This window comes from Fibrella arboris, from assembly GCF_041321095.1.
GTDB classification, from domain to species: Bacteria; Bacteroidota; Bacteroidia; order Cytophagales; family Spirosomataceae; genus Fibrella; species Fibrella arboris.
This window is the reverse complement of the sequence record NZ_JBGGWE010000003.1, coordinates 499714-512515: the sequence shown is the minus strand read 5'-3', so window position 1 is coordinate 512515 and position 12802 is coordinate 499714. Positions and strand designations below refer to the sequence as shown.

Annotated in this window: 11 protein-coding genes; 5 read left to right on the top strand and 6 right to left on the bottom strand. The window is 53.2% G+C overall.

What is annotated here, in order from left to right:
* Positions 1–145: 145 nt before the first annotated feature.
* From ACAW75_RS07225 to ACAW75_RS07210, 4 genes are all read left to right on the top strand, one after another.
* Entirely contained in the window at positions 146–3139 is a 2994-nt protein-coding gene (locus ACAW75_RS07225; RefSeq protein ID WP_370728014.1) for a tetratricopeptide repeat protein, read from the top strand.
* Positions 3140–3173: 34 nt separating this feature from the next.
* Positions 3174–3698: a hypothetical protein gene (locus ACAW75_RS07220; RefSeq protein ID WP_370728013.1), complete on the top strand. Its 525-nt coding sequence runs from the start codon at positions 3174–3176 to the stop codon at positions 3696–3698.
* 33 nt (positions 3699–3731) lie between these two features.
* A complete protein-coding gene (locus tag ACAW75_RS07215; protein ID WP_370728012.1) occupies positions 3732–4448 on the top strand; it encodes an ABC transporter ATP-binding protein in 717 nt (238 codons plus the stop codon).
* A 149-nt stretch (positions 4449–4597) separates the two neighbouring features.
* On the top strand, positions 4598–5518 hold the full coding sequence (locus ACAW75_RS07210; RefSeq protein WP_370728011.1) for an AEC family transporter: 921 nt from the start codon (positions 4598–4600) through the stop codon (positions 5516–5518).
* 76 nt (positions 5519–5594) lie between these two features.
* Here the strand turns inward: ACAW75_RS07210 and secG are convergent, their stop codons facing one another.
* The 5 genes from secG to miaB all read right to left on the bottom strand — a co-directional run bounded on the left by secG (position 5595) and on the right by miaB (position 10435).
* The gene (gene secG, locus ACAW75_RS07205) at positions 5595–5984 is read right to left on the bottom strand and encodes a preprotein translocase subunit SecG (protein ID WP_370728010.1); all 390 of its coding nucleotides are present in this window, start codon (positions 5982–5984) and stop codon (positions 5595–5597) included.
* Positions 5985–6027: 43 nt separating this feature from the next.
* Complete coding sequence (locus ACAW75_RS07200) at positions 6028–6888, bottom strand: DUF8458 domain-containing protein (protein ID WP_370728009.1); 861 nt, start codon at positions 6886–6888, stop codon at positions 6028–6030.
* A gap of 85 nt (positions 6889–6973) precedes the next feature.
* Positions 6974–7381, bottom strand: coding sequence for an LptE family protein (locus ACAW75_RS07195; protein ID WP_370728008.1), 408 nt, complete (start codon positions 7379–7381; stop codon positions 6974–6976).
* 148 nt (positions 7382–7529) lie between these two features.
* Positions 7530–8900 carry a sigma-54 interaction domain-containing protein gene (locus ACAW75_RS07190; RefSeq protein WP_370728007.1) on the bottom strand — a complete coding sequence of 457 codons (1371 nt, stop codon included), beginning with the start codon at positions 8898–8900 and terminating at the stop codon, positions 7530–7532.
* A gap of 62 nt (positions 8901–8962) precedes the next feature.
* A complete protein-coding gene (miaB, locus tag ACAW75_RS07185) occupies positions 8963–10435 on the bottom strand; it encodes a tRNA (N6-isopentenyl adenosine(37)-C2)-methylthiotransferase MiaB (RefSeq protein WP_370728006.1) in 1473 nt (490 codons plus the stop codon).
* Positions 10436–10705: 270 nt separating this feature from the next.
* Between miaB and ACAW75_RS07180 the strand changes: the two genes are divergently transcribed.
* Positions 10706–12061, top strand: a complete 1356-nt coding sequence (locus ACAW75_RS07180; RefSeq protein WP_370728005.1) for a tetratricopeptide repeat protein — start codon at positions 10706–10708, stop codon at positions 12059–12061.
* A gap of 63 nt (positions 12062–12124) precedes the next feature.
* Here ACAW75_RS07180 and ACAW75_RS07175 read toward each other — a convergent pair whose 3' ends face one another.
* The gene (locus ACAW75_RS07175; RefSeq protein ID WP_370728004.1) at positions 12125–12799 is read right to left on the bottom strand and encodes a hypothetical protein; all 675 of its coding nucleotides are present in this window, start codon (positions 12797–12799) and stop codon (positions 12125–12127) included.
* Positions 12800–12802 lie beyond the last annotated feature (3 nt).

Here is a 12802-nt window from a genome sequence, read left to right as displayed (position 1 = left end):
CCGAAGCTCCAGGGCTGATCGCTCGTTATCAGCGTGTTGCTCGATAGGGGTAGCAGTTGTGAATAATGACACTGAGCGATTCCGTTTTACGGCCACTTTCCACCTTCCATATACGCCCCAACGGGTCGTTGTTCGTTAGTATAGTATGTCATTACAATTCTGGAAAATCTGGACGAAGCCCGAACGCATTACCTATGTGGTCGGGCTTATTCTATTGGGTATGTCGCTTGGCTGGCTTGCACTGGCCGGGTACCGTGGCCTCGAAAACGTAGTGCGTTGGGAAGTACTCAACGAACTGGTTGGCTTGCCGGCCGCGCTGTATCAGTTTACCGACGGTCTGCTGACATACCCTATTCAGGGACAGGTGCAGACGGTGGCCGGTCAGTTCATTGCCTCGCCTATGCGGGTATATCCCGTTGTGGCTACTGTCACTGTTACAGGTATATGTGTAGCACTTGCTTTCGCGCTGGCGGGTATCTGTCGCCTGCCAACGCTGCGTTACCGCCTGAGTATGGCTGCTTTTATCCTGCTGCTGGCCGTTTGTCGCTTCGAAGCCCTGGGCCTACCCGGTGGCTCTGGCAAATGGCTGTTTCTGGTACTGGCCGCTTTGTTTGGCGGCCTTAGCTTCTATTTCAACGCCTTTAGAACAGCGGTTGGCTTCACTAGCCGATTAGCCGCTTTTCTGGGTGTGATAGCCCTGGTAGCCGGAGCCATTTCGCTGGGTACGTCGGTAGCCAATCCGGCCCTGGTGCTGCTGAGTTACTCGCTGCCTGGCCTACTGCTGATCAGTATCCTTTTTATCCTCTTTATTGCCATAGAAAGTGTGGTCGGCATGGTGTGGCTCACCAGCGTTAGCCGACCCAACGGCCGGCCGTTGGGTATCGTCAATTTTCTATTCATCAGTGTGCTGTACCTGATCAATCTGCTGCTGATCTGGTTGCAGAACACAAAATCGATCGACTGGAACATAACCACCATTAGCCCGTTTTTGCTCGTCGGCGTATCCATTGTACTCGGTTTCTGGGGCTTTCGTCGGCTGGTCGATCAGCGGGAGCTGCTGTCTTTCCGCCAGGCAGGAGCGGGGCTCTATCTGGGCGTGGCTATGCTGGCCACGTTGACCATGGCTTACGCATTTGCCACAGCCAACGACCCCTTGATCGAAGTATTTGAAGATGCGATCGTTTACAGCCATTTCGGCATGGGGGCGGCGTTCGTGTTGTACACGGTACTTAATTTCTGGCCCATTTATCAGCAACGTTTACCTGTGTATCGGGTGATCTACAAAGCCCGAACAGTCGATCTGCCCTTGTTCAGGCTGGCGGGTCTAGTGGCTATCGTGGGCATGGTGGGGTCGGCTAATTATTTCACCGTGCGTCAGGCCTATGCCGCCACACTGTCTGCCCTGGGCGACGCCTATGTGGCCGAGGGACAGCTCGATCTGGGTCAGAGCTACTACCAGGAATCAATCGCCGAGGAGTTTCAGCAGCATAAAGCCAACTACGCACTCGCCTCGATTGCCCTGACCCGGGGCGATCAGACTGCTGCCGCGCTGTATTTCTCGAAAGCCCTGCTCAAACAGCCATCACCCCAGGCATTTGCCGGGCTGAGCGATACGTACCGACAAACGAATCTGTTTTTCGAGTCGATAAAAACGTTGCAGCGCGGTATTCAGACGTTCCCGAACAGTGGCGAGCTACGTACCAATCTTGGCTACCTCTACGGCAAAACAGCCATTGCTGATTCGGCCTACTATTACTCGCAATCGGCCGTGGCCTATACCCGGCGCGACGAGGTGCCACTGGCAAACCTATTGGGACTTTATGCCCGTAACCCCGCCGTGATGGCCGCCGATTCGGCCCTGCTCGACCAGGTTGGCACGCGCGATGAACCAGCCTTCGAGGCCAATAAACTGGCGTTACGATTGGTAGCGCGCCGGGATACGGCTGCTCCGGCAGCCCCCAGCTGGCTGACCGGCGCCACCCCCGATCCGGTGCTCGATGCGGGGCAGTTCGCCTCGTTGTACAACTACGCGCTGGTGGCCCCCAACCCAGACAGCACCCTGTTGAACAGGCTTCAGAAGGCCGCCTTAAACCCGGCCAATCAGGAACTGGTCGACGATCTGCTGCTTGGCCTGGCCATTGGTCGATATCGGGCCAATCAGCAACCCGAAGCGTTTGATCTGCTGAACCAGTTGGCCAGTAACGACCCCAAACGAGCCGCCAGTTACCGGACTATGCTTGGTTTATTGCAAGCTGAACAGGGCCTTCATCGATTGGCATCGCAAACCTTTGCCCTTAATTCCGATACGCTCTCGATCTTTTACCGGGCCCTGTCGCTGACCAAAGCGGGTGATCTGGAGGCTGCCCAACCGCTCTGGTCGATGGCTGCTCGGCAAGACAGCAGCCTGCTCGGGATCGATCAGGTCCTGTATGGCGAGAAAAAACCCGAAACCGATCTGGAAAAAGCGTTCTACGTCAGCTACCGGACAGACGACGCCAATCGTGGACGTACCTGGGAAACGATCAAAGAGGCTAACCTGAAAACCGTTTCCGGGGCCACCCTGATCGATGACTATCTGGCCACGCGTCAATACTTCTACGCGCAGATGATTCTGAGCCAGTTGGGTAGTCCCAACCAGTTGACCCCCTTCGCCTTATCTGTGGAGAACCTATCGGCGGTAAAAATCGCGTCGTATCGCAAGAAAGCAGCGGCTACCGATTCATTGGCCAAAGCGTTTTTTGTGCCACAACACCGGGCGTTGGTTGCCGCGCTACGGGGCAGTGCCCTGGCTGCGTCGAAACGTACAGCCGAGGCCCGCCGGGCCTATGAACAGGTGCTTCAGCTAGCACCAGTACGGGGGCAGTTGGTTGCCGAAGCCAGCCAGTTTCTGCGGGCCATGAAATTGGTTAAACCGGCCTACGATGCCGTTCGTCGGGCGTTGCCGTATAACGAAAATAACCCGGTCCTGCTGAAAAGCTACGTATTACTTTGCCTGGATCAGAGCCTGTTCGAGTATGCCGAAGAGGGTATGGTGCAATTGCAGGTGGCCGATTCGCCCGCCGATTATCAGGCATTTGACGTAGCCTATCAGCAAAAAGTAGCGGCTATCGAAAACGCCAGGAATGCCTTTGTGCAGTGACGTAATTTAGCCTGCATTCATACATCAACCGCACATGGCTAAACTTAACTGGGTTAAAGAGGCATTCAGCCGCGACGTCCACCTGCTCGAAAATGGCGTGGAAGTAGGGCAATTACACCGGGCCGTGCTGGAACGGGACGTTGATGCTTCACTGCACGATGTCCGGCTTCGATTCGACGTGACCGGGTTTCTTATCCACGCGGTCAATGTGCACGATCTGAAAGCCGATAACCGCATTATTGGGACCATCACGTTCCACTTCGGTAAGCGCGCTGAACTCAGGCTCGGGACCGGGGCTGTGTATACGTGGAAACGCCACAATATACTGATGCGCCAGTGGGACATGATTCGGGAAGGAGCCACAGACGCTGAAGACAAAGAGGTGGTCAACTATACCAGAACCCGCCAGTTCATGGCCGATCACGGCGACATAGAAACAGAGCTGGCTTCGCCGGAATCTGACATTATCGTGCTGACGGGCTTATTCATCCGTAACTATTTCCTGCGCCGTCGTCGTGCGGTGGCGGTAGCGGCGGGTGGTGCGGCGGCTGGAGCCTAAACTACGAACTACACGGTTATCTCATAAGGCACGATGAATATTATTGAAACCAGCGAAGTAGCAAAGCGGTATATAATGGGCAGTGAAGTGATCGACGCACTGAAGTCGATTACCATTTCCGTCAAAAAAGGCGAGTATGTTGCCTTCATGGGCCCGTCTGGTTCGGGGAAATCAACGCTCATGAACATAGTGGGCTGTCTTGATTCACCCACATCGGGCCGGTATATTCTCAACAATCAGGATGTGAGTAATATGACTGAGAATGCACTGGCCGAAGTCCGTAACAAGGAGATCGGCTTCGTTTTCCAGACGTTCAATCTATTACCCCGCCAAACCTCGCTCGAAAACGTGGCGCTGCCCTTAATCTATGCGGGGTATAGCAAAGCCGACCGGACCGAAAAAGCGATGATAGCCTTGAAGAACGTAGGGCTGGAAAACCGCGCCGGACACCGCCCCAACGAGTTGTCGGGTGGGCAGCGGCAGCGGGTGGCGGTAGCGCGGGCACTTGTGAATGACCCCAGTATTTTGCTGGCCGATGAACCGACGGGTAACCTTGACTCGAAAACATCGTACGAAATCATGGACCTGTTCGACCAGATACACAGCAAAGGCAATACGGTGATCATGGTGACTCACGAAGAAGACATCGCCGAATATGCCCACCGCATCATACGCCTTCGCGACGGCCTGATTGAAACCGACCGGGTCAATCAGAATATTCGCAAAGCGAAAGCATTCATGCAGGCCTAAAGTCGAAGCAGAACAACGTACCCAGTGAAATCCCGCCTCGCGTAGCCAGGTGGGATTTTCTGCTTTCGGATTGACCGGGGCCGCGCAACACCTGAATGTTCCGTTCGATTGTCCTACTTTCGGGGCTTTTATACGTAGTCATGCATTGTATGGAGCAGGCCAATCTGGTTTTTTTAATTACGTTGTGCCTTGTCGGGTTAGGCTTTTCGCTCAGACATTGGCGCATCATTAGCGAGCAGGATGGCAAAGTGCTATCGCGCCTGTTAATGTACACGACGTTCCCGGCGCTGATGATCGTGTCGACGCTTCGTGTTCCGTTGACGCCCAGTTTGCTGGCTATTCCGCTGGTAAGTATCTCGTTGGGAGCCGCCCTGTTGGTACTGGCCTGGTTTGGTTTTGCTAAACAGCCGGTTCGGGTACGGGCCGTGCTGACAATGGGCATTGGCGCCTTCAATATTGGCTTGTTTGGTTTTCCAATCGTAGAGGGTATCTGGGGGCGCGACGCCATGGTCTATGCCGTGTTGTATGACATTGGCAATACCGTAGTGATTTTCGGAATCGTTTACCCTGTTGGCTACTATTTTGCATCTGGCGGAAAAGGCGCGCCTGCGGTTGGTGCACTGCTCCGGCGCGTGTTGCGGTTGCCCCCGCTATTGGGTATGCTGGTGGGCCTGACGCTCAACGGATTGGCCGTTGATGTTCCCCCTGTTTTATTCGAGACGCTGGATACACTGGCTAAGGCAAACAAACCGCTTGTGTTGCTTCTGCTGGGCATTTACCTGAGTTTTCAGTTAGACAGGGCGCAGCAGTTCGCTATTGTTCGCCTGTTGTTGCTTCGCTACCTCGCTGGTTTTGCGGCGATTGCACTGCTATATGCTGTTTTGCCCACAGCCTCGTTACTACGCACGACCATTACCGTTTGTATCCTGCTGCCGGTAGGTATGACCATCCTGCCGTTTTCCGATGAGTTCGATTTTGATTCGCGCGTGGCAGGTACGTTGGTCAACCTGTCGCTTGTCATCAGCTTCGGGCTGCTGTGGGTAATGGTTTACTGGCTGGGCCTGGCGTAGGCAACGTACCTGAACAACAAAGCGGCCCGCCTGAATGATCAGGCGGGCCGCTTCATGGAAAGTAAGTTCGTTTCGCTTATGGGCGCAGGGCTGACGCTGAATTGCCAGGAGCTGCTGCGGCTGGCGCAGGAGCCTGGGCTGGAGCCGGGCGGTTTTGAGCCGGAGCCGTGGCTGCGCCAGGTAACGCCTTTGTAGCGGCCCGCTCAACGTTGGCACTGTTAATCAGGCCAGCGCCCGTGCGGTCAACCAGTGCGTAGGTCGACAGAACCAGCACCATGACGCCGATGCCGAGGCCCCAGGTAATCTGCTCAACAACATCGGTCGTTTTTTTAACGCCCATCAGCTGGTTAGAGCCAAGGCCTCCGAGTTCGCCCGAAAGCCCGCCGCCTTTTGAATTCTGAATCAAAACGACCAGAATCAACAGAACGGTCAGAATGCAAATGAGAACAATAATTGTGGTTACCATGAACTTGGTTAATACGGTTAACTATACAGTGGTGATGTCTTTCTCAGCGGTCGGCAATGGGTTGTGCCTCTTTTAGTTCACTGATTTTGGCCGCAAAGTACGCGCTTTTATCCGGGTTTTTCAAGGCCAGCTTCTCGTAAATCTCTATTGCTTTGCTGTACTTTCCCTGTTTGCATAAAATCTTGGCAAAACTTTCAGTGACCAGCCCGCCGGTAATGGGGGCAGGCTGGCTGCGAAGGGCCAGGTCCTCCTGTTCGGCAGGCTCGCCCAACTTACCACGCACGGGTGCAATTCGGGGCTCGTTCCTGATGAAATTTTCGATGATTTCCAGCTGCCGTTTCCGCTCCTCGTCCATCATGCGTTGCCGGGCAGCCGCTGTATCCGCTTCGTCAATAACCTGTTCTTCCAGTGCCAGCTCGGCCTGAATCGCTTCTTCGGCCAGCGTAGGGTCGTCGACAGGGGGTGTCGAGTCGGCGATGGAGAACGAATTCGGGTCGTTGAACGCCAGCTTCGGGATCGTCAGCAGCGACATGGGCATATTGCCGGCTACACCTGGTTTGTTGCGGTACAGGGCATAGCTTTCATGCTGATAATCATCTGGAATCGGTACCTGACGGGACGCCAGTTCGTTTAATTTCAACAGTAGATTATCTGACCATTGAAATTCGTTGTCGATCAGTTTACGCAGGGCATTCCGGCTGAGCGCATGAGCGGCTGCCCGGCGAACAAACGGAATGGTTTGCCCTTTCTGATGCATAGAGGCCGCCTTGGCCGTCAGGGTATAGAGCGCCTGGCAATAGGGGTACTCCGCCAACCCTTCCTGCAATTGCTGAAAATCGGCAACGGTCAGGTCGTTGGGGTGGGTAACCCAATACGAGAATGTTTCTTTATCAATTGGCGGCATGAACGAGGCTTGGTGTCACTGGTAGTTGGGCGAAGCTACAAAGAAGTGAGCAGTTTTCACAGCGACAACTGACTCTGCGGGGTAGTTACCAGTCTGCGGCCGTTTTGTTGAAAACGTCGAGAACAAGCTGATCCAGAATGAGCGGAACCAACCTGCCTTCATTCTGGCTGAGGGTCTGGTTTTGCGGAAAATCTTTATAGAACGAAAACGCCTGATCGAAGCTTTTGGTATCGTCTTTTGTGTTCGTGAAACGTACCTGAATGGTGATCTGAAGGCGGTTCAGGGCGGCCTGATCATTGGCCGACGGCGCCACGGCAATCAGATCGTAGCCCGTCACAGTGCCTTCCAACACCATATCGCCTCCTGCCGGAACCACCTTCAGGTTGGTATAGCGCTGGTAATATTCTTTTAACCGTTCCGTTAGCGTTAACGGTAAACTGGCAGGACCACCTGCCGTTTGCAGGGTAAAGTTGTTGATCGTGATGGTCTTCATATCGTCTGAGAGCTTTACACCCGAAAAGGAATAAACACCGCAGGACGTGACAGTTAAGAGTATAGCGTTGAGAGTCAGGAATAAAAGGAGGATTTGACCCCGCGAAACTCTGCGCTTACCGCTCAACTCCACTTGTGTAACGCCCATCTTATTCTTCATCAATTTCATACTGCTTAATTTTTCGGTACAACGTACGCTCAGAGATGCCAAGTGCCTGTGCGGCATATTTCCGCTTGTTGTTGTTGCGGCGCAACGCCTTCACGATCATCTCTTTTTCCTTCTTCTCCAGTGAGAGGGAATCGTCTTCCTCGGTCTCGTGGCTGACATCTTCAACCGTGGCCTCGTTAATGTCGTTGTCGGTATCTTCAAATACCTGCACGGCGGCGGTCCCGCGTCCGGGATGGCCAAAGTCGGGCTCGTAGAGTGGCTGGGCGGGTCTGGAACCGTCGGGGAGCAGGCGGGCAAAATTAGGTTCGTGCGCGGCGGCATCAGCATAATCGCTGGTGCCTTCGCCCCCCACCGACTCAAACAGGTCCCGGTGGTTGTTCAACACCTGCGGACCATAGGCTTCGTTGCTCAGCACATCACGCACCAGTTTTTTCAGGTCGTTCATGTCGCGGCGCATGTCGAACAGTACTTTATACAGCAGTTCGCGCTCGGAAAATGAATCGGCAGAGCCCGTTCCCGAAGCGGTCAGCGCCATAGAGGTGCTTCCCACGGTTTGGGGGCGAGGCAGGTATTTGGCCAGCACTTCGCCGTCGATGGGCTTACTCTGCTCCGATTCAAGGATCGAGATCTGCTCGGCGAAGTTTTTCAATTGCCTGATGTTACCCGGGAACGGATAGGTCAGGAGCATCCGCTTGGCATCGTCGGTCAACTGAATGGGCTTGATCCGGTACCGTTCGGCAAAGTCGGTAGTGAATTTGCGGAACAACAGGTCGATGTCGGTGCCTCGTTCGCGGAGGGGCGGCACAAAAATCGGAACGGTATTGAGGCGGTAGTATAAGTCTTCCCGAAAGCGCCCTTTCTCAACAGCTGCCAGCAGGTTGACGTTGGTTGCTGCCACGACGCGCACATCGGTTTTCTGCACTTTCGATGAGCCAACGCGGATGAATTCGCCGTTTTCCAATACGCGCAGCAGCCGGGCCTGCGTACCGAGGGGCATTTCCCCAATCTCATCAAGAAAAATGGTGCCTCCGTTCGTTGTTTCAAAATAACCTTTCCGCTGGTCAACGGCACCGGTGAAGGAGCCTTTTTCGTGACCAAACAGCTCCGAATCAATTGTTCCTTCGGGTATGGCTCCGCAGTTGATGGCAATAAACTGGCCGTGTTTGCGGGCACTCAGGCTGTGAATTATTTTGGAGAAAGACTCTTTACCGCTTCCACTTTCGCCCGTGATCAATACCGTCAGATCGGTAGCCGCTACCTGGGTAGCTACACTGATGGCATAGTTTAGGGCAGGGGCATTTCCAATAATGCCAAAACGGTTTTTGGCAGCCTGAATTTCCTGTGTGTTCATTAAAAAAGAGTTTTCTGTCTTCGGGCGGCGTTCCGCGAGGACCGAAGACAGAGGACTAACTACTATACCACCGTGCCTATAAGCGTAGCTGACGAGCATTCGGTAACCAGCACGTCGACATAATCCCCCTTCTGAAAGGTGCCGCGTGGAAAGACAACCACCTTGTTCTGGTCGTTACGACCACTCAGATCATCTGCCGACCGTTTCGACGGTCCCTCTGCCAGCACCCGCTGTATTTGACCAATATGGCGCTGGTTGCGTTCAAGCGAGAGGCGTTGCTGCAGGGCAATGATTTCGCTGAGTCGACGTTTTTTTACGTCTTCAGGTACGTCGTCCTTATATTTTTTGGCTGCCAACGTACCCGGCCGTTCCGAGTAGGCGAACATATAGCCATAGTCATAACGGGCGTATTCCATCAACGACAGCGTATCCTGATGTTCTTCCTCTGTTTCTGAACAGAAACCCGAAATCATATCGTGCGAAATCCCGCAGTCATCGCCAAGAATGGCCCGAATGCGATCGATCTTTTGCAGATACCATTCCCGGTCATACGTCCGGTTCATCAGCGACAGGATCCGGCTGTTGCCACTCTGCGCAGGTAGGTGAATATACTTACAGATGTTGTCGAAGCGGGCCATCGTGTGCAGCACCTCATCCGTAATATCTTTCGGGTGCGACGTTGAAAAACGTACCCGCAGATCGGGGTGAATACCGGCTACACGCTCAAGTAAATGGGCGAAGGTCACCGTATCGTGGGTTGTGGGGCGGGGGACGTCAACGCCCGCACCTGGCATTCCCTGCCCTTCATTCCCGGCGCCCTGCCACTTGTATGAATCCACGTTCTGACCAAGCAGCGTTACCTCGCGGTACCCTTCAGCAAAAAGCTGTTCGGCCTCCCGGATAATGCTGTGCGGATCACGGCTCCGTTCGCGACCACGGGTGAACGGAACCACGCAGAAGCTGCACATATTATCGCAGCCACGCATGATCGAGATGAAAGCCGTAATGCCGTTCGAATTCAGGCGGATAGGGGAGATATCGGCATACGTTTCTTCCCGCGACAGGAAAACGTTAACGGCTTTCTGCCCGGTTTCGGCTTCTTCAACCAGTTTAGGAATGTCGCGGTAAGCATCGGGGCCGGCCACAATATCAACGATCTTCTCTTCTTCCAGAAGCTTGGTTTTCAGTCGCTCGGCCATGCAGCCAAGCATACCGACCATTAATTCCGGCTTCTTTTTCTTGTACGTGTTCAGCTGCTTAAGCCGATGACGAACTTTTTGCTCGGCGTTGTCACGAATGGCGCAGGTATTCAGAAAAATAAGATCGGCCTCGTCAGCTGACGATGTTGTTGCAAAGCCGGCATTACGCATAACGGCCGCTACAATCTCTGAATCAGAGAAATTCATCTGGCAGCCATAACTCTCGATGTATAGCCGTTTTTTGCCCACGGCCAGCTCATCAACGGAGGTGTGGGGAAGATCGACTACTTCTTTATCGTTGGTCGACAGGATGGTTAATTCGGCAATGCGTTCCATGATATAGTATAAAGACAGAACGGTGTCTGTATGGTCATAGTCTATACACAAAGGTACGAAGAATCGGGCTACTTGGCTGACAGATTGTCAGGGTAGTCGTGGGGAGGAAACGTTAAAAAAACACAAGTCATTATTCCTATAGGTATAGTAGGTATATAAAGTTAGGTATTTATATATAATTTTTTGATACGGTAAACTTGCACACTAGGTATAAGCCACATAGATTTGAGAGCCTAACTAAATATGTGTGAATCAGTTAAAACAGTCTCAATGAAAAAAATCTATGTATCTCTCTGTGCAACAAGCTTCTATGTGTTGTTGTCGTTAACTGCCTTTGGGCAACAAACTGCCGTTGATTTTTTCAACGAAGGGATTCAGAAAAGTAATGCGAAGGATTTCACCGGGGCATTACAGGCTTTTACCACCGCCATCATCATGAATCCTGACAATGCGCCCAGTTATTACAACAGGGCATTGGCCAAAAGTAGTCTCAATGACCTCCAGGGGTCAATTGCAGACCTTGATCAGTCGATTGAACTGAACCCGCAGGATGCCAACGCCTTCCTGTACCGGGGAATCAACCGGTCGAAACTGGAAGATTACCGGGGAGCTATGCAAGACTTTAACCGGTCGATTGAGCTAAGCCCTAACGATGCATTTCTATATTATTATCGCGGTCTGACCCGGTCACAAATGAATTACCTGGCCAGCGCGCTGACAGACTACAATAAAGCGGCGTCACTGGCGCCTACAGATGCTAATATCCTGACGGCGCGTGGCAACTGTAAGAATAGCCTGACCGACTACAAAGGCGCTCTGGCCGATTTTGGGCTGGCGTTGGAAAAGGCCCCCAACAAAGCGCCTGCGCTGGCCGGCCGGGGATATGCCCGGTTCAAGCTGGAAGATTACAAGGGATCACTGGCTGATTTCTCGCGGGCCATTGAACTGACCCCGCAGGAGGCCGAACTGTTCTACAAGCGCGGCCTGGTTAAAACCCGCCTGGGTGAGTTTGATAACGCCGTGGCTGATTACAACAAAACGCTGGAACTGAACCCGAATCATTTCAGAGCATTTTTCAGCCGTGGTTTTTGCCGGAGCCGCTCGGGCAACAATAAACTGGCTCTGACTGATCTGGATAAATCGATTGAGATGGATAACCGCAGCATTCAGACGAAAGCCTATTACAGCGACTTTATCACGCAGAATCTGTTGCCGCTGCTGGCCACTGTAGTGCAGGAACGCTATAAAGTAGCCGAACTGAGCGACGACCGCGCCGATGCGTACATGGTCCGGGGTATTCTGAAAAACTCGACGGGCGATGGTAAACCAGCCTTGCTCGATTTGAACCGGGCTGTCGAACTGAATCCAATCAACGCGGAAGCCTATTTCATTCGGGGCACAATCCGTTCATCACTGGGTGATCAGAGAGGGGCAATGATCGATTGCAACAGCACCGTGAAACTGAATCCACGCCACGCTGAAGCGTACTACCTGCGGGGCATCATTCGCTACGATGGCGGTGATGAGGTAGCGGGTTGTGGTGATCTGAGCCGCGCCGGTGAACTCGGGTACGTTCATGCGTACAAACTCATTACAGACCGGTGTAATAAAGTAGCCCGCCAATAAACTACGTTCTATTACCAGGCCGCCCCGCTTCTGTAACAGAAGCGGGGCGGTTGCGTTTACGGCTCACAACCGGTTCAGGAGTGAGTCGGCGTGGAGTGAATCCGGCTTGATGGCCAGCCCATCGTAGAAAAGCTGTTTTATCTGCTCGGCAATTTCCTGTTTGTTGACCGTACATGAATCCCTCCGCATTTTTGTGTAATGCTCGCGAGCCAGCTTTTCGGCCAGTTCGCCAACAGTTTGAACGCTGAACTGTCGGGCGCTTTTGATGGCAACAACGAGTAGGCCGACAGCACAAACTAAGCTGGCCACTCCGTACATCGCCCCGTATTGGGCTACGAATGGCGACGCAAAAAAGAAGCAAACGCCAAGCGAAGCAAGGCTACTATTGGGGACTAATAGTTTAGGGTTGAAGCCCAGGTGCCTTTCTAATTGCTGTATGGCAGTTCGTCGGGTGCTTCTCGGAAATAATTCAGCTAGCTCAGTAGCCGGGCGTATGCTTTGTCTGTCGACGTTTAATACGTCGACAATGCCTTGCCGAAGCTTGTAAAAGGCTTGTTGCGAGGTGCAGTCTTCCAGGTCGGCTAATTGAATTTTCTCGGTGATCGCCTCGCAAAGCTGACCGAACGTTTCAACTTGCCGAAGGTCATTGGTGCCGAAGGTGATCGAATAGGACTGTTCTATTTTTGTCAGCACATCGTCCAGATCATCAGGATCGACGCGTAGGTACGTTGTATTCATTTT

Bases quoted from the DNA above. Each gene is read 5' to 3' on its own strand.
- ACAW75_RS07225 (WP_370728014.1), top strand. From the start codon at position 146: ATGTCATTACAATTCTGGAAAATCTGGACGAAGCCCGAACGCATTACC.
- ACAW75_RS07175 (WP_370728004.1), bottom strand. From the start codon at position 12,799: ATGAATACAACGTACCTACGCGTCGATCCTGATGATCTGGACGATGTG.
- secG (WP_370728010.1), bottom strand. From the start codon at position 5,984: ATGGTAACCACAATTATTGTTCTCATTTGCATTCTGACCGTTCTGTTG.
- miaB (WP_370728006.1), bottom strand. From the start codon at position 10,435: ATGGAACGCATTGCCGAATTAACCATCCTGTCGACCAACGATAAAGAA.
- ACAW75_RS07195 (WP_370728008.1), bottom strand. From the start codon at position 7,381: ATGAAGACCATCACGATCAACAACTTTACCCTGCAAACGGCAGGTGGT.
- ACAW75_RS07220 (WP_370728013.1), top strand. From the start codon at position 3,174: ATGGCTAAACTTAACTGGGTTAAAGAGGCATTCAGCCGCGACGTCCAC.
- ACAW75_RS07200 (WP_370728009.1), bottom strand. From the start codon at position 6,888: ATGCCGCCAATTGATAAAGAAACATTCTCGTATTGGGTTACCCACCCC.
- ACAW75_RS07210 (WP_370728011.1), top strand. From the start codon at position 4,598: ATGGAGCAGGCCAATCTGGTTTTTTTAATTACGTTGTGCCTTGTCGGG.
- ACAW75_RS07190 (WP_370728007.1), bottom strand. From the start codon at position 8,900: ATGAACACACAGGAAATTCAGGCTGCCAAAAACCGTTTTGGCATTATT.
- ACAW75_RS07180 (WP_370728005.1), top strand. From the start codon at position 10,706: ATGAAAAAAATCTATGTATCTCTCTGTGCAACAAGCTTCTATGTGTTG.
- ACAW75_RS07215 (WP_370728012.1), top strand. From the start codon at position 3,732: ATGAATATTATTGAAACCAGCGAAGTAGCAAAGCGGTATATAATGGGC.